This is a genomic window from Curtobacterium sp. PhB25, from assembly GCF_004365375.1.
Lineage (GTDB): Bacteria > Actinomycetota > Actinomycetes > Actinomycetales > Microbacteriaceae > Curtobacterium.
Map to the genome: position 1 here is coordinate 65,737 of NZ_SODR01000006.1, position 19,363 is coordinate 85,099.

A 19,363-nucleotide genomic window follows, 5' to 3' on the forward strand; every position below is an offset into this window, starting at 1 on the left:
GTGGGCCCCGTGGGGCTCGAACCCACGACCCTCGGATGAAAAGCCGGCGTTCAGGAGAGTGTGGGCCCCGTGGGGCTCGAACCCACGACCCTCGGATGAAAAGCCGGCGTTCAGGAGAGTGTGGGCCCCGTGGGGCTCGAACCCACGACCCTCGGATTAAAAGTCCGGTGCTCTACCAACTGAGCTAGAGGCCCTCACCCGCAAGGCTAGCGGGTGAGGGCCTCTGGGAAGAACCTGGTGTCGATGGTCAGCCGCGACGCCCGGTGAGCGTTCGCAGCAGCCACAGGACGACGGCCACGATGAGCAGCACGATGCCGACCCACAGCAGGAACTTGAGGCTCGCGGTGAAGCCACCGACGAACAGCAGGATGACCGCGATGACGGCCAGGATGATGAGCAACGGGTTCATGGGGGAGTCCTCTCCTTCACGTTCGGGAGGAGCGCCTCCCGACGAGACACCGTACCCGCGGCGCTGCCGTTGCGTTCTGGGCGAACGGAGGGCGGGCGTGTCACCGGCCGTGCCTACACTGACGCGGTGCCTCGCGATCACCACCGTCCTGTCCACTTCACCGATGCCGAGTTCGCCGCGATCCAGGGCGGCGAGGACCCCGCCGTCGTGAACCGTGTCGCGCACGAGACCGCGAACGCGCTGCTGCACCGGGTGCGTCAGGACCCGGACCCCGCTGTGGTGGAGCGGCTCGTCACCTACACGGACGTGCACGGCATCGACGCGATCGCCGAACTCTGGGCGCGGGTGGGTGCCCACACGCTGCCGGGAGCCCTGTGGCGGGTGTACCTCGTCCGCACGGTGATCCGGCAGAACCCGGACGAGATCGCGTACTTCTTCCAGCGCGGCACCGAGCGCATCGGCACGATCGACCAGGCCGTCGCGGGGGCGGAGCAGCCGACGGGTCCGGCCGAGATCCTCACCCTGGCGGACCGCATCCTGCACGGGCTGTACACGGGTGACTTCGCGGTGGCGCTCGACCGAGGGGCGGCGTTCTGCCGGCTGACCGCGGCCGGTGCGACGGCGGTGGCGGACGACTCCGACCTGACGGCGACCGATCGTGCGAGCGAACTGACGCGGCGGGCGCTCCGTCTCACGGAGCTGGCGGCCGACCTGACCGAGGCGGCGGCGCTCTGGCGTCGCGAGAGCCTGGACTAGCGAGCGAATGCGCCGGACCCGCACCGGGCCTCCCGGCCGAACGGCGACAGCCGCGACCAGGCAGAGAAGAACCAGGCAGAGAAGAACCGCGCAGAGAAGAACCGCGCAGAGAAGAACCGCGCAGAGAAGAACCGCGCAGAGAAGAACCGGGCAGAGAAAAACCGGGCCGCAGAAGCGCCTCTCGGCGCGAGGCCGCTCGAAGCGGCGAATTTTGGAGCCCGGGGCTTGCTGCGGCCCGGCGACACCAATTCTACGACGCGTCGGCTGAGTCTGCCGCCCTGTTCACTCTCGGTGGACAGATCCGGACCCGGGCGTGCCCGGCAGACGGCCCGGACGCGGCATCCCGACAACTTCTCGGCATCCGACCCAAACCACCACGGGCACCGCGCCGAATCATCAGCGTGACGGACTTGATGACCGTCACGAACGCGAGAGGCCCGGCGTGACCCGGACCGGTATCCGCCGGTCAATTCCCTGTGGGTCACGCTGGCCTCTCGTCTCGACCGCACGACGCGGCGGCTTCGTCCTCCCCAGGGCGCGACCGCAGCACAGCATCAACCGCATCACAGCATCAACCGCATCACAGCACCACCGCATCACGCAGCACCCCTGACAGAACGGCCACAACCGGTCGCCGAAGCACCCGAGAGGAGGGAAACCTGCAATGCTTGCCCTCGTGGATAGCGACACCGAACGCTGGAGCTCGTCAGAGCCAGCCCAGGCATCGCCGGACGACCTCTTGGCGCGGGTTGCCTCCGGTGACCAAGCCGCCTTCGCGGACCTCTACGACGTCCTCTCCGGCCGGGTCCTCGGACTCGTGACGCGGCTCCTGCGGGACCGCGCCCAGTCCGAAGAGGTCACGCAAGAGGTGTTCCTCGAAGTCTGGCAACAGGCCACCCGGTTCGACCGGAAGCGCGGGACCGCGTCCAGCTGGGTCCTGACCATGGCGCACCGCCGAGCGGTGGACCGGGTCCGGGCGTCGCAGGCCTCGCACGACCGGGACACGAAGATCGGTATCCGCGACCTCGAGTCCGGTTTCGACCAGGTCTCCGAGTCGGTCGAGATCCGCATCGAACACGAACGTGTCGGCAGGGCCCTGGCCAAGCTGACCGAGTTCCAGCGCCAGGCCGTGCAGCTCGCGTACTACGGAGGCTTCTCGCACAGCGAGATGGCCGAACAACTCGGTGTCCCCATCGGCACCGTCAAGACCCGTCTGCGTGACGGGATGATCCGACTCCGAGACGAGATGGGGGTGACCTCATGACCGAACGGCACGACGACCCCGCCCTGCTGACGGGTTCCTACGCACTCGACGCGCTGTCCGACGATGAGCGCATGCTCCTCGAGGACGTCCTCACGACGTCGCCCGAACTCCAGGCCGAGGCCGACTCGCTGCGCGAGACCGCGCTGCAGCTGGCCTTCGCCGCCGCTCCGATCGAGCCGCCGACGTCGCTCCGCGCGTCGCTGCTGGCCCAGATCGCGACGACCCCGCAGGCTGCACCACTGGCCGAGACGGCTCCTGCCGTCGACACGACATCCGTCCAGGAGGCCCGTCCCGAGCCCGCCAGGCACGTCGCCTCGATCGCCGACGGCTCCACCACCGGTGGCCGGGCGACCTCCGAGGCTCGCCGCCGCTGGTTCCAGCGTCCGGCAGTGATGCTGACGGCCGCCGCTGCCGTCGCCGCGGTCTTCTTCGGGGGACTCGGGTTCGGATCGGTCTTCGACCCGAACGGCTCCGGACCGGGCACCGGCACCACGCAGGCGTCGAGCGGCCTCGACCGCATCTACGCCGCGTCGGACTTCCAGCGCAGCACCACCAAGGTCGAGGGCGGCGGCACGGCCACGGTCGTGTGGTCGAGCGACCTCGGCAAGTCCGCGGTCATCCTCGACGGTGTCGCCCAGGCGCCGAAGGGCAAGACGTACGAGCTCTGGTACATCGGCTCCCAGATCGAGGGCGGCACGATCAAGTCGGCCGGCCTGGTCGACGGTGTCGCGGACGGCGTGCACTCCGCCGTGCTGAAGGGCTCGATGTCCGACGGCGCAACGATCGGCATGACGGTCGAGCCCGCCGGTGGTTCGGAGCAGCCGACCACGACGCCGATCATGGCGGTCCCGACCACCTCGGCCTGACCCTCCCCGGAAGGTGCTCACGCGATCGATGCGTGGGCACCTTTCGTCGTTCCACGAGGCGATCGACGCGTGCATCGTCGGAACATGCGCACGCACCGTCTGCGTGCGCATCGAGCGACGAACCACGAGACGATCGACGCGTGGATCGTCGGAACATGCGCACGCACCCACGCACGCACCCACGCCGTGCGGCTCCACGCCACGCCCAGCCCCGCACCCAGCGCGACCACGAAGGCCCGGTGCGCGTCCGTTGCGGACGTGCATCGGGCCTCCCGGTCGTCCGTCAGCACGACGGACGGACAGCGATCAACCGAAGCGACCCGAGACGTAGTCCTCGGTGGCCTGGACGGACGGGTTCGAGAACATCGTGGCGGTGTCGTCGAACTCGATGAGCTTGCCCGGCGCACCGGTGCCGGCGATGTTGAAGAACGCCGTCTTGTCGCTGACGCGCGAGGCCTGCTGCATGTTGTGCGTGACGATGACGATCGTGAACTCCTTCTTGAGCTCCTCGATCAGGTCCTCGATGGCCAGGGTGGAGATCGGGTCGAGCGCCGAGCAGGGCTCGTCCATCAGCAGGACGTCGGGCTGCACCGCGATGGCGCGGGCGATGCAGAGACGCTGCTGCTGCCCACCGGACAGGCCCATACCGGGCTTGTCGAGGCGGTCCTTGACCTCGTTCCACAGGTTCGCGCCCTGCAGGGAGCGCTCGACGATGTCGTCGGCCTCGGACTTCGAGACGCGCTTGTTGTTGAGCTTCACGCCCGCGAGCACGTTGTCCTTGATGGACATCGTCGGGAACGGGTTCGGACGCTGGAAGACCATGCCGACCTGGCGACGGACGAGCACCGGGTCGACCCCGGGGCCGTAAAGGTCGTCGCCGTCGATCTTGACCGAGCCCTCGACCCATGCGCCGGGGATGACCTCGTGCATGCGGTTCAGGGTGCGGAGGAAGGTGGACTTGCCGCAGCCGGACGGGCCGATGAAGGCGGTGACGGTGCGGGGCTCGATGGTGATGTCGACACCCTCGACCGCCTTGAACTTCGAGTAGTAGACGTTGAGGCCGTCGACCTCGATGCGCTTGGACACGTTGATCCTTCTGGTGGGTGGGGAAGTGGGTTCGCTAGCGCGAGAGCTTGGGGGCGAAGAGTCGGGTGACGAACCGGGCGAGCAGGTTGAGCGCCATCACGATGAGGATGAGCACCAGCGCGGCGGTCCAGGCACGGTCGATGAACGGCTGCGGGTTGGCGCCCTGCTGCGAGTACTGCGTGTACGCGTACACCGGCAGGGTCATCATCGGGTCCTTGAACAGGTCGTAGTTCATGCTCGCGGTGAAGCCGGCGGTGACGAGCAGCGGAGCCGTCTCGCCGATGACGCGGGCGATGGAGAGCATGACGCCGGTGGTGATGCCGGCGAGCGACGTGGGGAGGACGACCTTGAGGATCGTGAGGTACTTCGGCACCCCGAGGGCGTAGGACGCTTCGCGGAGCTCCATCGGCACGATCTTCAGCACCTCTTCGGTGGAGCGCACGACGATCGGGATCATCAGCACCGACAGGGCGACGGAGCCGACCAAGCCGAAGCGGGCACCAGGGCCGAGGAACAGCGCGAACAGCGAGTACGCGAACAGACCGGCGACGATCGAGGGGATGCCCGTCATGACGTCGACGAAGAACGTGATGCCCTTCGCCAGTGCACCGCGGCCGTACTCGACCAGGTAGATCGAGGTGAGCAGCCCGATCGGCACCGAGATGAGCGCCGCGAACAGGGTGATCTCGAGCGTGCCGACCAACGCGTGGATCGCGCCGCCGCCCTCGGAGATCACGCCGCGCATCGAGTACGAGAAGAAGTTCGCGTCGAAGCGGGCCAGGCCGTCGGCGATCACGGTCCAGAGCAGCGACACCAGCGGCAGGACCGCGATGACGAAGGCGGTGATGACGAGCGACGTGACCAGTCGGTTGACGGCCTGACGACCGCCCTCGACGATGCGCGAGACGACCACGATCAGGACGTCGAACAGGACGGTGCCGAGGAACAGGGCGGCGACGACGTTGAAGTCCTTGACCGCACCGCCGGCGTTGAGCAGGGCGAACACGGCCACCAGGGCGACCCAGCTGCCGACCAGCAGCAGCCACGGCACCGAGCGGTGCAGCTTGCCGTTGGCGTAGACGTTGCCGGCGGTGCCGGTGTGACGGAGCGCGAGGGACATCGGGTGCGACCTCTCAGCTGACCCGCGTGCGGACGATGTACCGCGCGAGCATGTTGATGACCAGGGTGATGACGAACAGGATCAGGCCCGTCGCGATCAGGGCGTTCAGGGCGGTCCCCGATGCCTCGGCGAACTGCAGCGCGATGTTCGCGGCGATCGTCGAGGGGTTCTGCGAGGTCAGCATCTGGAAGGTGACGTTCGTCGAGACCGACAGCACCAGGGCGATCGCCATCGTCTCGCCCAGGGCACGTCCGAGCCCGAGCATGATCGCGGAGACGATGCCGGACTTCGCGAACGGCAGCACGGACAGGCGGATCATCTCCCAGCGCGTCGCACCGAGGGCCAGGGCGGCTTCCTCGTTGAGCGTGGGCGCCTGCAGGAAGATCTCGCGCATGACGGCCGTCATGATCGGGATCGCCATCACGGCGAGGACGATCGACGCGGTCAGGATGGTACGGCCGGTGCCGGACACCTGGCCGGAGAAGAGCGGGAACCAGCCGAGGTACTCGTTCAGGAAGCCGTAGAACGGCTTCACGAACGGCGCCAGCACCACGATGCCCCAGAGGCCGTAGACGACCGACGGGACCGCGGCGAGCAGGTCGATGACGTAGCCGAGCACCGGCGCGAGGCGTCGCGGTGCGTAGTGCGAGATGAACAGGGCGATGCCGAGTGCGAGCGGGACCGCGATCACGAGCGCGATGAGCGCGGACCAGACGGTGCCGAAGACCAAGGGGCCGACGTAGTCCCAGAAGTTCGTGGCGTTGTTCGGCAGGTCGCCGACCTTGGCGGCGAACGCCGGGATGCTCTGCCAGACGAGGAACGCCGCGACGAGCACGAGCACGAAGAGGATGAGGCCGCCGGCGATCACCGAGGCAGCGGAGAACACCCGGTCACCGACGCGGACGACGGCCTTCGGCTTGGTCGGGGTGACGGTGGCCCCTGGCTGGGCCGGTGCGGTCGTCATGGGACTCCTGTCGGAGGAACGCCGGGGGAGGCGACGGGTTCGGGGATGGTGCGTGGTGCGTGGCGCTGGTCGGACGGGCGCTGGCGGTGGAGCCGGGCTGCTCGCGTCGCGACGAGCAAGGGCCCGGACGCCGGTCAGGTGGGTGGGACCGGCGTCCGGGCGCTTGGGGGTCTTACTTGATGGAGTCGACCGCGGCAGCGGCCTTGTCGGCCAGGTCGGACGACAGGGCGGCCGACTTGGCCTCCTTCGCCGCAGCGTCCTGGGCGTCGCCGGAGACGACGTAGTTCAGGAAGCCCTTGACCAGGTCGGCCTTGTCCGAGTCCTTGTACTCCTGGCACGCGATGGCGTAGGAGACGAGGACGAGCGGCCAGGCGCCGTCAGCGGTGTCCTTGCGGTCGATGTCGATCGCGAGGTCGTTGTCCTCGCGGCCGGTGGCGACCTTCGAGTCGGCGACGACCTGCGCGGCGCCGTCGGCCGAGATCTCGGTGGCCTTGTCGCCGACCATCAGCTTCGCCTTGTCGAGGTCACCCGCGCCGGAGTCGTCGATGTAGGTGATCGCGTTGGAGGCGCTGCCCATGGCGGAGGCGACACCGGAGGTGCCCTTCGCGCTGTCACCGACCGAGTACGGGAAGGTCTGGCTCGGCTCTTCGGTCCAGACGTCGCCGGCGTTCGCGGAGACGTACTCCGAGAAGTTCTGCGTGGTGCCCGAGTCGTCGGAGCGGTGCACGACCGTGATGTTCGCGTCCGGCAGGTCGACGCCGTCGTTCAGGTCGGCGATCTGCGAGTCGTTCCACTTGGTGATCTTGCCCGAGAAGATGCCCGCGATGGTCTTCGCGTCGAGGGTCAGGTCGCTGACGCCGTCGACCTTGTAGGCGATCGCGATCGGGGAGATGTAGACCGGGATGTCGATGGCCTTGGTGTCGGCCTTGCACAGGTCGAAGGAGCCCGAGAGCTCCTCGTCGTTCAGCGCTGCATCGGAGCCGGCGAAGTCCGCGGCGCCCGAGATGAAGTTCTTGCGGCCGGCGCCCGAGCCGTCGGGCGAGTAGTTCACCGTGACGCCCTTGGCGACGTCCTGGAAACCGGCGGCCCAGGTGGCCTGGGCGGTCTGCTGGGCGGACGAGCCGGAGCCGGTCAGGGTGCCGGTGAGGCTCGAGGAGCCGGTGTTGCTCGAGGAGGACTCGGTGCTGCCCGCGTCCTCGTTCGCCGCGCACGAGGAGAGCACGACTGCGCCGGCGATCGCGATTGCTGCGATCGAACCGATTCGCTTGATGTTCACAGGGGTCCCTTCGGGGATGGGGTGCAGTGGGACCACTGCGGTCCCTGGGCCGGTGCCGACCCGGGAGCGACTGTAGGGACGCGAGGTGACGGGGATCACGCGCGTTGGTGAACGGAAGGTGAACGAGGGGTTGTGCCGACCGGGAGGCGCGGATCGCGTTCCGGGCGCGGCGGACGCCCGGCACGTGGCCGGGTGCAGGGCGTGCGGTCGCTACGCCGGGATCGTGTTGCGGTGCGTCTCGACGGCGACGAGGGTCTCGCCGGCGATGTGCATCACCGAGAAGTCGCCGACCGAGAGCATCGCGGCGCGGCGGAGGTCGAACCGGCCGGAGTCGTCGGCGGTCGCGGTGGCGATCCGGGCGATGATGTCCGGCAGCACCGGCCCGTGCGAGCACAGCACCGCGGTCTTGCCCTTGTCGAGCCGGCGGCGGACGATGCCCTTGACGTCGGCGGCGCCGCGGTCGTGGGCGTCCTGGCTGATGTCGGGGGTGCTCGAGACGCCGAGCTTCGTGGTGGCGGACAGCGGTTCGACGGTGGCGAGGCACCGGGCCGCCGTGCTGCTCACGATCTTCTTCGGGCCGAACGCGGCGACGGGCGACGCAGCGGCCTTGGCCTGGGAACGACCGACGGGCAGGAGCGGACGGGTGGCGTCCGGGCCGTTCCAGTCGGAGCCGGGCACGGTCTTCGCGTGTCGCAGCGCGATCAGGGCGAACGTGCGGTGGTGGCCCGCGGCGGCGCGCTCGGCGAACCGGTCGAGGATCGCCACGTCGCGCTCGTACGTCAGACGGTTGCGGGCGTCGTCGATCGTGACCCACTCGAGCGCGGCGACCTCGTGGTTCGGGGTGAAGTCACCCGCGCGGGCGTACTCCTTCGACGAGACGCGGGCGGCCCAGTAGTGCACGACCTTGTCGCGGCCGTTCGGCAGCACGTACTCCGCGGTGCCGAGCGGGGCGCCGAGGTGCACGCGGTACCCGGTCTCCTCGTCGATCTCGCGTACGGCGGTCGTCGGGACGGCCTCGCCCGGGTCGACCTTGCCCTTGGGCAGGGAGACGTCCTTGTGGTGGTCGCGGTGGATGAGCAGCACGAGGGGCGTGCCGTCCTGATCGCGCCAGACGACTGCGCCGGCGGCGAGGACGGGGCCCGAGGGACCGCCGCTCACCGAGTGGAGCGCTTCCGAGCCGAGATCTTCCGCATCGTCACATTCTGCACGTCTTCGAGCGGGCGACCGTCATCGTCGGTCGAGTGGCGGGTCCACTCACCGTCGGACTCGAGGTGCCACGAGCTCGCGGTGTCGGCCATCGCCAGGTCGAACATCGCGAGCACCTCGTCGATGTGGTCCGGTGCCGTCAGCCGGACGAGGGCCTCGACGCGGCGGTCGAGGTTGCGGTGCATCATGTCGGCGCTGCCGATGAAGACCGCCGGGTCGCCGTCGTTGTGGAACGCGAACGCGCGGGAGTGCTCGAGGTACCGCCCGACGATGCTCCGCACCCGGATGGTGTCGCTCACGCCCTCCATCCCCGGCTTGAGCGAGCAGATGCCGCGCACCCAGACGTCCACCGGCACGCCCGCCTGGCTGGCCAGGTACAGGGCGTCGATGATCTGCTCGTCGACCATCGAGTTGACCTTGATCCGGATGCCGGACGGCTTGCCGGCGCGGGCGTTGTCGGACTCGGTCTGGATCCGCTTGAGCAGCCCCTTGCGCAGGTGCAACGGCGCGACCAGCAGCCGCTTGAACTTCTTCTCGATCGCGTAGCCGGACAGCTCGTTGAACAGGCGCGTCAGGTCCTTGCCCACGGTGTCGTCCGCGGTGAAGAGGCCCATGTCCTCGTAGATGCGCGAGGTCTTCGGGTTGTAGTTGCCCGTGCCGATGTGGCTGTAGTGCTTGAGCGTGCCGCCCTCTTGCCGGATGACGAGCACGAGCTTCGAGTGCGTCTTCAGCCCGACCAGGCCGTAGACGACGTGCACGCCGGCCTTCTCGAGCTTGCGGGCCCACGTGATGTTGTTCTGCTCGTCGAAGCGTGCCTTGATCTCGACGAGCGCCAGGACCTGCTTGCCCGCGGCGGCCGCGTCGATCAGGGCCTCGACGATGGGGCTGTCACCCGAGGTGCGGTACAGCGTCTGCTTGATCGCGAGCACGTGCGGGTCGGCCGCGGCCTGCTCGAGGAACGCCTGCACGCTCGTCGCGAAGGACTCGTACGGGTGGTGCACGAGGACGTCGTTCGCCTTGATCGCACGGAACAGGTCGGGCTTCGTGTTCGGCTCACCGGGCTGGAACTGCACCGGGGTCGTCGGCACGTGCTTCGGGTAGTGCAGGTCCGGGCGGTTGATCTTCGAGAGCTCGAACAGGCCACCGAGGTCGAGCGGCGACGGCAGTCGGAAGACCTCCTGCTCGGTGATGTCGAGTTCGCGCACGAGCAGGTCGAGGGTCACCGGGTCCATGTCCTCGGTGATCTCGAGACGGATGGGCGGACCGAACCGGCGACGCAGCAGCTCGCGCTCGAGGGCCTGGATGAGGTTCTCGGCCTCGTCCTCCTCGATCTCGACGTCCTCGTTGCGGGTGACCCGGAACACGTGGTGCTCGAGCACCTCCATCCCCGGGAACAGATCGTCGAGGTGGTTCGCGATGAGGTCTTCGAGGGGGATGAAGCGCATCCGGCCGGAGTTGTCGTCCGGCAGCTTGATGAAGCGGGAGAAGTTCTGCGGCACCTTGAGGCGCGCGAACTCCTGGCGCTGCGACTTCGGGTTGCGGACCCGGACGGCCAGGTTGAGCGAGAGCCCCGAGATGTAGGGGAACGGGTGCGCCGGGTCGACCGCCAGGGGCATGAGCACCGGGAAGATCTGCTCGTTGAAGTACTCGCGCATCCGGAGCCGGTCGGCCTCGTCCAGGTCGGACCAGTGCTCGACGTGAATGCCGGCGGCGTCGAGGTCGGGCTTGAGCGACCCGATGAACGCCTGGGCGTGCCGGTCCTGCAGCTCGTGCGCCTTCTTCGCGATGTCGCGCAGGACGTCGCTCGGGGCGCGGCCGACGTTGGTCGGGACGGCGATGCCGGTGTCGATGCGGCGCTTCAGGCCCGCGACCCGGACCATGAAGAACTCGTCGAGGTTGGACGCGAAGATCGCCAGGAAGTTCGCCCGCTCGAGCAGGGGCTGCGTTCGGTCCTCGCCCAGCTCGAGCACGCGCTGGTTGAAGCGGAGCCAGCTCAGCTCGCGGTCGAAGTAGCGGTCCGACGGCAGCGACTCGTGCTCGATCTCGACGACCTCGTCGAAGTCGTCGAGGTCGGGTGCGACGGATTCGCCGTCGAGCTGCGGTTCGGTGTCCATGTCAACATCCTGCCACCCGGGCACCAAGGCCGGAGGGGCTCCGGTGGACGCTGTGGAAACCCGCGGTGAACGGACTGTTTGTGGAGGAACGATCACGATATACGAACGGTGACATCTGCGCCGGATTGTGGGTATGGTGGGTCCCGTCAGAGCCTCCGGGGGGATTCCACTGCGCGGGGGTGCAGCTACGAATGAAAGAGGTTCATCATGTCGCGTGTCCTTTCGACCGAGCAGGCCAAGACCGCCATCCGTCAGGTCCAGTCGATCATCAACGGTGGGTTCACCGACCAGATCTCACAGCTCGACGCCCAGGGCCGGATCCTGTCCGACTCCAACGTCTGGGACGGCCCGCTTGCGGCGACCTTCCGTGGGTCGACCTGGCCGGAGACCAAGGCCGCCCTCGACAAGGCGAAGACCGAACTCGAGCAGCTCCGCACGCAGCTCGACAAGATCTCGCAGGACATCTTCACCGCGGGTGGCGGCGCGTAAGCAGCCACTCGTTCCGCCCGGACCGCCGCGCTCGCGGCGGTCCGGGCGTTCGCGGTCGGTGGGGCCGCGTGACCAGCACGACCAGTACGACTTCGGGGGATGAACCATGGCTGACCTGCACGGCAACGATCCGGTCAAGTTCGACAACGGCACGGCCGACGCACTCAGCACGGCGCTGAACGGCGCGGCCGAGTCGATCGAGGGGCAGGCCGGCTCACGGCAGTCGTACGTCACCACCGCATCGCAGGAGTTCCGCGGGCACTTCTCCGAGCTCTTCGCGCAGAACGCGTCGACGGCAGCGTCCGACGGTTCGACGATCGCCGCGAACCTCCGCACCGTCGCGGGGTGGGTCGACAAGATGAAGGCCGCTGCTGAGCGGGAGAACGCTCGTCGCAAGGAAGCCCGCGACTGGGAAGCGGAGTACGGCGACCGGAACTTCTTCGAGTGGGTGCACGACAAGGTCGCCGGGGCTCCCGTGCCGCCCACCGTCCACCACGAGGACGCACCGACCTTCGACCAGGCGACCGGACCGAGCACTCCGCGCCAGACGCCGAACCCCGGCTCCGGTGGCGGGGGCGGCGGTGGGACGTCGTCCGCCAAGCCCGCCGACCTCCGCTCGTTCGCCACCGGGTCGTCGACGCTGAACCAGTCCCTCGACGGCAAGCCGGCCGGTCTGCGCGGCAAGCTCACCGACTTCGCGTCGAAGTGCTCCTGGGGGCACATCGACGCGACGAGCCTGGTGAACGCCTTCGAACAGTGGATCACCGCCAACGGCCAGGACGTCACCTGGGCGAACACCATCGCCGACGCGTTCGCTGCTGCCGGCGGTGAAGGCGCCGTCTCCACGGTCTCGGATGCCGCGCTCGCCGCAGCCCTGGCTGCCGCGGGGGTCTCGCAGTCCCGCACCGACCTGCAGTTCGATCCGCCGTCGGCCTACGGGGCCCAGCCGACGACCGGCTACTCGATGGACCCGGTCAACACCACAACGGGCAACTTCCTCGAACCCGAGCTCGACCTCGGGTTCACCGGTTCATCTGCAGCGCTGCAGGTCACCCGCATGTACAACTCCCTCGACCAGCACGTCGGGCTCTTCGGTCCGGGGTGGGCGTCGATCCTCGAGACCCGGCTGCTCATCGACGACGAAGGCGCGTCGTTCGTCGGCGCCGACGGTCGCCAGGTGCGCTTCCCGCGCGACGGCGAGGGGTGGGCCCGCGGCGTCGGCGAGAACCGCTGGCTCGCGGCCGAGGGCGACCGGCTCGTCGTCCGCGACAACCAGGGTGGGCGCATCGACTTCTCGCCGTCCGGGCTGTGGCTCGGACAGCGTGGTGGGGCCGGCACCGCGGTCCGCGTCGAGCGGGACGCCGCCGACGTCGTCGTGCGCCTGGTGCACGAGCGCGGTCGCTCGATCGACGTCGACCACGTCGACGGCCGGGTGGCGGTGCTCCGCGCCTCCGACGGCCGCCGGGTCGAGTACGGGTACGACGATCGCGGCCGACTCGTCTCGGCGACCGATGCCGTCGGCACCCGGATCTACGGCTGGAACGACGACGACCTGATCACGACGGTCACGAGCGCGGCCGGTGTCGTCGAGGTCGACAACACCTACGACGACCAGCGTCGCGTCGTCGAGCAGGTCAGCCCGCACGGCCGCACGGTGCGGTTCGCGTACCTGCCCGGTCGTGTCACGGTGGTGTCCGACCACGACGGCTCCCGGTCCAACTCGTACATCGCCGACGCCAAGGGGCGCCTGGTCGGGGTCATCGACTCCGACGACCGACGCCAGTCGATGAGCTACGACCGGTACGGCAACCTCGTGTCGGCGACCGAGCGGAACGGGTCCGTCACCGTGCACGCGTACGACGAGCGCGGCCGGAAGACCCGCACCGTCACGCCGTCCGGCGGTGACCTGACCTACGGGTACGACGAGCAGGACCGCGTCGCGACCGTCGTCACCGAGGCCGGCGCCGTGGTCAGCTACGAGTACGTGGGCGACGACCGCGACCCGTCGGTGATCACCGACCCGGTCGGCGGCCGGACGGAGCTGACCTGGCAGGACGGCGCCCTCACCCGCGTCGTCGACCCGGCGGGCGTGGTCCTGACGCTTTCCCACGACGCGTTCGGCGAGCTCGCCGCGACCACGAACGCCGTCGGCGACACCGCGCGGATCGAGCGCGATCCGGCCGGTCGCCCGGTCGCCGCGGTCAGCCCCTCCGGCGCACGGAGCGAGTACCGCTACGACGCAGCTGGGCTCCTCGTCGAACGACGTGACGCCGACGGAGCCGTCTGGCGATTCGAGTACGGCGCCGGCTCACGCATCGCAGCGGTCGTGGACCCGCTCGGAGCACGCACCACGTTCGACTACGCCCCGAACGGCGAGCTCGCGACGACCACCGACCCGCTGGGTCGGCGTGTCTCGCGGACGTTCGACGACCAGGGGAACCTGGCGGAGCTCGCAATGCCGGGCGGCGCGGTCTGGACGTTCGCGCACGACGCCTTGTCGCGCCTCCAGGCCATCACCGACCCCGCCGGCGCCACCTGGCGTCGTGAGTACGACGTCGTCGGCGAGCTGACGGCGACCGTCGACCCGACGGGCGTCCGCCAGGAGTTCTCGGACGACGTCGCGACCGGCGTCGCGACCCTGCGTGACGCCTTCGACACCGCGACCGTCCGGTTCGACGAGTACGGCCGACCCGTCGAGTCCACGTCTGACGAGACCGGTTCCGAACTCGTCACCTACGACGCTGCCGGCCGACCCGTCGAACTCGTCGACGGCGAAGGCGGCCTGACCCGACTCGAGCGCGACCTCGCCGGCCGTGTCGTCGCCTTGGTCGCCCCCTCGGGAGCGCGCTCGACCTACGAGTACGACGCCTGCGGTCGACCCACCGCGGCGACCGACGCCGCCGGGGCGCGGACGACGCTCGCCTACGACGCGGACTCCCGCGTCGTGGCCCGGACCCTGCCCACCGGCGAGGTCGAGGAAGTCACGTACGACGCCGTCGGACGTGTGGTCACGCAGACGACTCCGGGTTCCGGCACCGCGCGGTTCCGGTACGACGAAGCCGGGAGGCTCGTCTCCAGCCACGACGCACGCTTCGGCCGTCGTCGGTTCCGCTACGACCCCGCGGGGCAGCTGATCCAGGTCGTCAACGGTCTCGACGGGGGCACCTCGTTCGAGTACGACGACCGGGGAAGGCTGGTGACGATCACCGACCCTGCCGGCGGGACCACGCGACGCGAGTACGACGCCGCCGACCGTGTGGTCGCCGTCACCGACGCGCTCGGCCGTACCACCACCGCGGCCTACGACCCGGCCGGGCGCCAGATCCGCCAGACCGATCCCGACGGCCGCACGACGGAGTGGACCCACGACGCGGCTGGCCGACAGCGGGCCGTGCTCGTCGACGGTGCGGTGCAGTCGGAGATCTCCCGCGACGCCGTCCACCGCACTGTCGTCGTGGCGGACCACACCCGTGGTGCCGGTCGGACGATCGAGCACGAGCTCCAGCACGACCGCCGTGGCCTGCTCGTCCGCCGTGCCCGAGGCGACCAGTCCGTCGCGTGGGAGTACGACGCCGACGGCAACCGCACCGCTCGGGTCGACCCGAACGGCACCCGCACCACCTACCGTCGCGATGCCGTCGGCCGCGTCGTCGGGGTGGAACGGGAGGGCGCCCCTGCCGGCACGTTCTCGTACGACGCCTCGGGTCGGATCGTCCAGGCGGCCACGGGCGAACTGGTGCAGTCGTGGTCGTACGAGGGTGGCGCACTCGTCGCGCACACCTCGACGACGCTCGACGGTGCCACCACCACGCGCATCGAGCGCGATGCCGACGCGCGCATCACCGCGATCGACGGACCGTCCGGAGCGGTGTCGTTCGAGTACGACGCCGCCGGGCAGCTCGTCCGCGCCGGGGACTCGACGTGGACCTACGACGACGGTGGGCGACTCGTCGCCGAGACCGTCGGCGGTGTCGAGACGCGCCACGAGTACGACGCCGCCGGACAGATCATCGCGACGATCACCGAGGCCGGCCGGACCGAGTACGTCCACGACGGTCTCGGCCGACGCATCCGGCGGACCACCGCCGACGGTTCGACCACCGAGTACGCGTGGTCCGACCTGGGGTACCTCGCTGCCGTCGTCGACCGCGACGCCGCGTACGCCGAGACCGGTCGGCTCGACGTCTGGGTCGATGCCCTGGGTGAACTCGCCGAGGTGGCCGGGGTCGCGGCGTGGTGGGACTCCGCCGCGGTCGTGCCGTCACTCATCAGCATCGCCGACACGTCGCTGCTCGACCTGCCGGGGGGTGTCACCGCGATCGGCGATGTCGTCACGCGGCCCGCGTGGCGCAGTGCTCGCGCCACCGATGCTGCGGATCCGTGGGCCGCGCTCGCTGCCGTCACCGACGTCGGACTGCCCGCGGGGGTGGCACTGACCGGTTCCGGCGGGGTGTCCATCGCCGGGCTGGAGTGGCTCGGCGCCCGTGTGTACGACCCGGCGGCGCGGGGCTTCCTGTCGGTCGACCCGCTCGCGCCGATCCTGGGTGCGGCGTGGTCGGGGAACCCCTACTCGTACGCCGGCAACGATCCGTTGCAGGCCGTCGACCCGCTCGGGCTCCGGCCGGCGACGGACAAAGACCTGCAGGCGTACCGGGATGCGAACCAGGGGGCGATCGCTGCTGTCGGGAGCTGGTGGGACGACAACTGGGAGTACGTGGTCGCGGGGGTTGCGATCGCTGGCGGCATCGCGCTCATGTGCACCGGGGTCGGCGGCCCTGCTGGAATCGCGCTCATGGCTGCGTCTGGGGCGTTGCTCAGCGGGGGCGTCTCGGTGGCGTCGCAGAAAGCACAGACCGGAAAAGTAGATTGGGGCAGAGTCGGAGTCGACACTGCTGTGGGCGGCGTGCTCGGTGCAGCCGGTGGCGGAGCAATGATGTTCGGCAAGGCTGCCATGGCAGGCGCACCTGCAGGCCAAGCGGCGCGAGCCGTCGCGGTCAACATGGGTGTCAACGGAGGGGTCGGTGCTGTGAGTGGTGGTGTGACCAACCTTCAGAAGAACGGCTGGCAGATCCGCAACGGGTGGGAGTTTGCGGGGGACGTCGTCGGCGGTGGTGTGTCCGGTGCTGCCGGAGGAATGGCTGGTCCGGCCGGGGGCACGATCGCTAAGGAAATCGGGTACTCAGCGTCCGGAGCGCTCGCTCAGGGGACGTCCCTGGTGCTGAGCGGCGCATCAACGGCGGCCGGGACGGCAGTTAGTCAGGTGATCAGCGGGGACGGAGTGGATCTCGGCACTGTGGCGCAGAACGGAGCCACGGGTATGGCGGGCACGTACGTCAGCGGGAGGATCCTCCCGGGTCAGCACGGAGTGGATACCCTTGCGCAGATGCCCTACTTCCACCCGCGAACCCCCTCCGGCGCGTTCAACTTCTTGCAGAAGAACACGAGCACCTTGTGGGGATCGGCCGTCGGCGGTTCGGTCGTGGGAGGTCTTTTCGGATGACGAGTCGATCAAGCCGTCGAATGCGACCTTGGTTCGTCGATGCCGTTGCAGCCCTCGCTTGCCTGGCAATCGCCTGGTGGCGCTTGCGGAGTGGTCCCGAGGACATCAACGTCCCCGCGGCGATCATTGTCGGTGCCGTTGCTCTCGGCTACGGGAGCGCCGTCGGATGCTGGTCGAAGCTGAACGATCGTCGCCCGGTGGTACTGGCCGCGCTGATGGTGGTTGTGATCTTGGTCTTCATCGGCCTCGTCGGCGCTGCTCGGCCGATTGCGGGTCTTCAATGGTTGTGGCTTCTCACCGCCTTTGCCGGTCTGATCAGTGGCGCAGCGGTCGGCGATCGCGTGAGCGTACGGCTCCGGGGAACTGTGCAACCGAGGATCCAGCGCTGACCAATCCTGTGTGAGCTGCTTGGTACAGACAAGCGGTGTCCGTTGCGGAGTCGACGGGGCAGTGGGTCAGCGCGCACATTCTCGTAGCCAAGAATGCAGTCGCTCAACTTCGACCGCCGTGAGCGTGTGCGCGACGGCCTCGACGTTCGGCGTGATGACGAGAGCGATTGCGTCGCCCGGCACGTTTTGTCGCGCCGCATCGATGGGTGCTCCCGTGTCCTGTTCTCCGCCGAAGAACAGGAATGCGGTCGGAGTCGAATCAGACTCGATCTGTTGCACCCGACGGTTGACAAGGCTCGAGAGCTCTTCGCCACGAAAGACGGCGACGACGCTCGCAATCTCCATTGTCACGATGAGCTGGAGGCGACGGGTCAAGCCGCGGGGTTCGGCGGAAGCTGTGATCCGAAGACCGCCGGAATCCCACGTCGACGGTGACGGCATCTGGATCGCTCCCGCCCTGGAGGCACGCTTTTCGAACATGCCGAAATGCTACTGACGTGTGCTGGTGGGCGGGCCGCCCGCGAGCAGGAAGGCCCTCGCAGACCCCGATGAAACCGGTCAGATCGACGTCCAACGGAGACGGCTCCATCACCCTCGGCGCCGACGGCCGTCCCCTTGAAGCCGAGGACGGCGCGGGCGGACTGACCCGCCTCAGACCTGATCTCGCAGGCCATCCTGGGACGGTGGACTGCCTGCCGGCTGGCCAGATTGTCGGCACGACGGGCGTCGGAGTCACGGTTGACTGACACCGGCGCTGAACGGCGCGTGCGGCGGGACAGGGTCGCGGCATCGATCGTCCTCGCTGTCGTTGTCCTCGTGCCCCTGCTGGGCTTCTTCGTCGGGCCGATCACGTTGAAGGTGTACGACGCAGGACACCGGGTGCATGCAGTCTGTACCGTCACCTCTGCCCACAGCAGCGCCGGATCGTCCCACTCGCTGAAGGGGATCGGTTCGTCGACGGCGCAGATCGTGTTCGAGACTTCGGACTGCGGAACACTCGTTCTGCAGCGGGGCGTCACCCGCGACAACGAGGACGACCTCGCCGAGAGCATCGTCCCGGGCGAGCGCTATGAGTTCGACGTCGGCGCGGCCTCCTTCGCCATGCGGAGCTTCCTCAACACGATTCGACAAGCCGTCTACGTCAACAGCTTCGAGCTGGCCTGAGGGCGGCTGAGGCGCTCGTCAGTGCCCGAAGACCCGGACGAATTCGTTCCACTGCGTCGGCGCACGCTGCTCGAGCCATGCGCACAGTTCCTGGTAGGCCGCATCGATGGAGACGACGCTGATGACGCCGCGCTGCCCGTTCACCTTGATGTCGAGTCCACCGAACCGGTTGGTGGTGGGCCGGATGTGCTTGATCGCCGCCGGGTCGACGGTCCGCGGGGCGCGGAACATCGGGGTGACCACCAGCTGCGAGTCGTACGCCTCGACGCGACGGCGCTTCTGCCCGACGCCGAGGTAGACGAACAACAGCCCGAACAGCACCATGCCGACGCCGGCAATGAGCATCCCGATCGCGTCGGGGTCGTCGAGCATGCTGAGCGTGGCCAGGAAGAAGAACCCGCCGACGACGATGAACACGATCCCGATGATCCGGAGCAGCAGGTAGTTCCACCGGCGTGCGCGGACGGTGAAGAGCACGCCGTAGGCCTCGTCGCCGACGACGGTGGACGGTGGTCGCTTGCGATCGCTGCGGCGGACGAGCGCGCTGACGGCGGCCGGGATCGCGATCATCGCGAGCAGCGCGATGAGGACCGGCGAGAGGTTGAGTGTCACCGATCTGCCCCCGGTCGTGCGTGCGGACGTCGTCGTTCGATGGGCCCGAAGCCCTGGTCCCCCTGGATCATGCGTGCAGAGTATCAGCGCGGTTGTGGAAGGCGAACGCGCAACTCGCCGGATGCGATACGTTGTATTCCAGTCGGGG

The 19,363-nt window shown here is 68.9% G+C and carries 16 protein-coding genes and 1 tRNA gene; 7 read left to right on the top strand and 10 right to left on the bottom strand.

All coding sequences use genetic code 11. The features are described from left to right. Positions 1-121: 121 nt before the first annotated feature. Both EDF51_RS12815 and EDF51_RS19905 read right to left on the bottom strand, forming a co-directional pair. Positions 122-194 (bottom strand) — tRNA-Lys (locus tag EDF51_RS12815). 53 nt (positions 195-247) lie between these two features. After that, complete coding sequence (locus EDF51_RS19905) at positions 248-409, bottom strand: DUF2207 domain-containing protein (protein ID WP_146249745.1); 162 nt, start codon at positions 407-409, stop codon at positions 248-250. Between the two features lie 126 nt (positions 410-535). Between EDF51_RS19905 and EDF51_RS12820 the strand changes: the two genes are divergently transcribed. From EDF51_RS12820 to EDF51_RS12830, 3 genes are all read left to right on the top strand, one after another. Beyond that, positions 536-1,165: a DNA-directed RNA polymerase subunit beta gene (locus EDF51_RS12820; protein ID WP_131877517.1), complete on the top strand. Its 630-nt coding sequence runs from the start codon at positions 536-538 to the stop codon at positions 1,163-1,165. 664 nt (positions 1,166-1,829) lie between these two features. Then, positions 1,830-2,429, top strand: a complete 600-nt coding sequence (sigK, locus tag EDF51_RS12825) for an ECF RNA polymerase sigma factor SigK (protein ID WP_123293272.1) — start codon at positions 1,830-1,832, stop codon at positions 2,427-2,429. After that, positions 2,426-3,295 (top strand): anti-sigma factor, encoded by an 870-nt coding sequence (locus EDF51_RS12830; protein ID WP_134195152.1) that lies wholly within the window; start codon positions 2,426-2,428, stop codon positions 3,293-3,295. The genes sigK and EDF51_RS12830 overlap by 4 nt, the downstream gene beginning before the upstream one ends. Before the next feature lie 306 nt (positions 3,296-3,601). Here the strand turns inward: EDF51_RS12830 and pstB are convergent, their stop codons facing one another. The 6 genes from pstB to EDF51_RS12860 all read right to left on the bottom strand — a co-directional run bounded on the left by pstB (position 3,602) and on the right by EDF51_RS12860 (position 11,061). After that, complete coding sequence (pstB, locus tag EDF51_RS12835) at positions 3,602-4,381, bottom strand: phosphate ABC transporter ATP-binding protein PstB (protein WP_111085283.1); 780 nt, start codon at positions 4,379-4,381, stop codon at positions 3,602-3,604. Positions 4,382-4,415: 34 nt separating this feature from the next. Next, positions 4,416-5,501 (bottom strand): phosphate ABC transporter permease PstA, encoded by a 1,086-nt coding sequence (gene pstA / locus EDF51_RS12840; RefSeq protein ID WP_131877513.1) that lies wholly within the window; start codon positions 5,499-5,501, stop codon positions 4,416-4,418. Positions 5,502-5,514: 13 nt separating this feature from the next. Then, positions 5,515-6,465, bottom strand: a complete 951-nt coding sequence (pstC, locus tag EDF51_RS12845; RefSeq protein WP_111085280.1) for a phosphate ABC transporter permease subunit PstC — start codon at positions 6,463-6,465, stop codon at positions 5,515-5,517. A 172-nt stretch (positions 6,466-6,637) separates the two neighbouring features. Then, entirely contained in the window at positions 6,638-7,741 is a 1,104-nt protein-coding gene (gene pstS / locus EDF51_RS12850) for a phosphate ABC transporter substrate-binding protein PstS (RefSeq protein ID WP_123293275.1), read from the bottom strand. Positions 7,742-7,951: 210 nt separating this feature from the next. Beyond that, positions 7,952-8,899, bottom strand: a complete 948-nt coding sequence (locus EDF51_RS12855; protein WP_131877511.1) for an NUDIX domain-containing protein — start codon at positions 8,897-8,899, stop codon at positions 7,952-7,954. After that, positions 8,896-11,061, bottom strand: coding sequence for an RNA degradosome polyphosphate kinase (locus EDF51_RS12860; protein WP_123293277.1), 2,166 nt, complete (start codon positions 11,059-11,061; stop codon positions 8,896-8,898). Before EDF51_RS12860 ends, EDF51_RS12855 begins: the two co-directional genes overlap by 4 nt. A gap of 207 nt (positions 11,062-11,268) precedes the next feature. On the opposite strand from EDF51_RS12860, the gene EDF51_RS12865 reads away from it, so the two are divergent. From EDF51_RS12865 to EDF51_RS12875, 3 genes are all read left to right on the top strand, one after another. Continuing rightward, positions 11,269-11,550: a hypothetical protein gene (locus EDF51_RS12865; protein WP_027466625.1), complete on the top strand. Its 282-nt coding sequence runs from the start codon at positions 11,269-11,271 to the stop codon at positions 11,548-11,550. A 106-nt stretch (positions 11,551-11,656) separates the two neighbouring features. Next, complete coding sequence (locus tag EDF51_RS12870) at positions 11,657-17,050, top strand: DUF6531 domain-containing protein (protein WP_133937244.1); 5,394 nt, start codon at positions 11,657-11,659, stop codon at positions 17,048-17,050. A gap of 20 nt (positions 17,051-17,070) precedes the next feature. After that, entirely contained in the window at positions 17,071-17,439 is a 369-nt protein-coding gene (locus EDF51_RS12875) for a hypothetical protein (protein WP_134195154.1), read from the top strand. Between the two features lie 66 nt (positions 17,440-17,505). Here the strand turns inward: EDF51_RS12875 and EDF51_RS12880 are convergent, their stop codons facing one another. After that, a complete protein-coding gene (locus EDF51_RS12880) occupies positions 17,506-17,919 on the bottom strand; it encodes a hypothetical protein (protein ID WP_123293281.1) in 414 nt (137 codons plus the stop codon). 258 nt (positions 17,920-18,177) lie between these two features. Between EDF51_RS12880 and EDF51_RS12885 the strand changes: the two genes are divergently transcribed. After that, the gene (locus EDF51_RS12885; RefSeq protein ID WP_131877505.1) at positions 18,178-18,603 is read left to right on the top strand and encodes a hypothetical protein; all 426 of its coding nucleotides are present in this window, start codon (positions 18,178-18,180) and stop codon (positions 18,601-18,603) included. Between the two features lie 18 nt (positions 18,604-18,621). On the opposite strand, the gene EDF51_RS12890 is transcribed toward EDF51_RS12885, so the two are convergent. Further along, on the bottom strand, positions 18,622-19,215 hold the full coding sequence (locus EDF51_RS12890; RefSeq protein WP_131877503.1) for a hypothetical protein: 594 nt from the start codon (positions 19,213-19,215) through the stop codon (positions 18,622-18,624). Between the last annotated feature and the right edge of the window lie 148 nt (positions 19,216-19,363).

What these genes read in the sequence shown, in the direction of transcription:
- EDF51_RS12830 (WP_134195152.1), top strand. Translation starts at nt 2,426, where the DNA reads ATGACCGAACGGCACGACGACCCCGCCCTGCTGACGGGTTCCTACGCA.
- EDF51_RS12875 (WP_134195154.1), top strand. Translation starts at nt 17,071, where the DNA reads ATGCGACCTTGGTTCGTCGATGCCGTTGCAGCCCTCGCTTGCCTGGCA.
- EDF51_RS19905 (WP_146249745.1), bottom strand. Translation starts at nt 409, where the DNA reads ATGAACCCGTTGCTCATCATCCTGGCCGTCATCGCGGTCATCCTGCTG.
- pstC (WP_111085280.1), bottom strand. Translation starts at nt 6,465, where the DNA reads ATGACGACCGCACCGGCCCAGCCAGGGGCCACCGTCACCCCGACCAAG.
- pstA (WP_131877513.1), bottom strand. Translation starts at nt 5,501, where the DNA reads ATGTCCCTCGCGCTCCGTCACACCGGCACCGCCGGCAACGTCTACGCC.
- sigK (WP_123293272.1), top strand. Translation starts at nt 1,830, where the DNA reads ATGCTTGCCCTCGTGGATAGCGACACCGAACGCTGGAGCTCGTCAGAG.
- EDF51_RS12865 (WP_027466625.1), top strand. Translation starts at nt 11,269, where the DNA reads ATGTCGCGTGTCCTTTCGACCGAGCAGGCCAAGACCGCCATCCGTCAG.
- EDF51_RS12880 (WP_123293281.1), bottom strand. Translation starts at nt 17,919, where the DNA reads ATGTTCGAAAAGCGTGCCTCCAGGGCGGGAGCGATCCAGATGCCGTCA.
- EDF51_RS12870 (WP_133937244.1), top strand. Translation starts at nt 11,657, where the DNA reads ATGGCTGACCTGCACGGCAACGATCCGGTCAAGTTCGACAACGGCACG.
- EDF51_RS12860 (WP_123293277.1), bottom strand. Translation starts at nt 11,061, where the DNA reads ATGGACACCGAACCGCAGCTCGACGGCGAATCCGTCGCACCCGACCTC.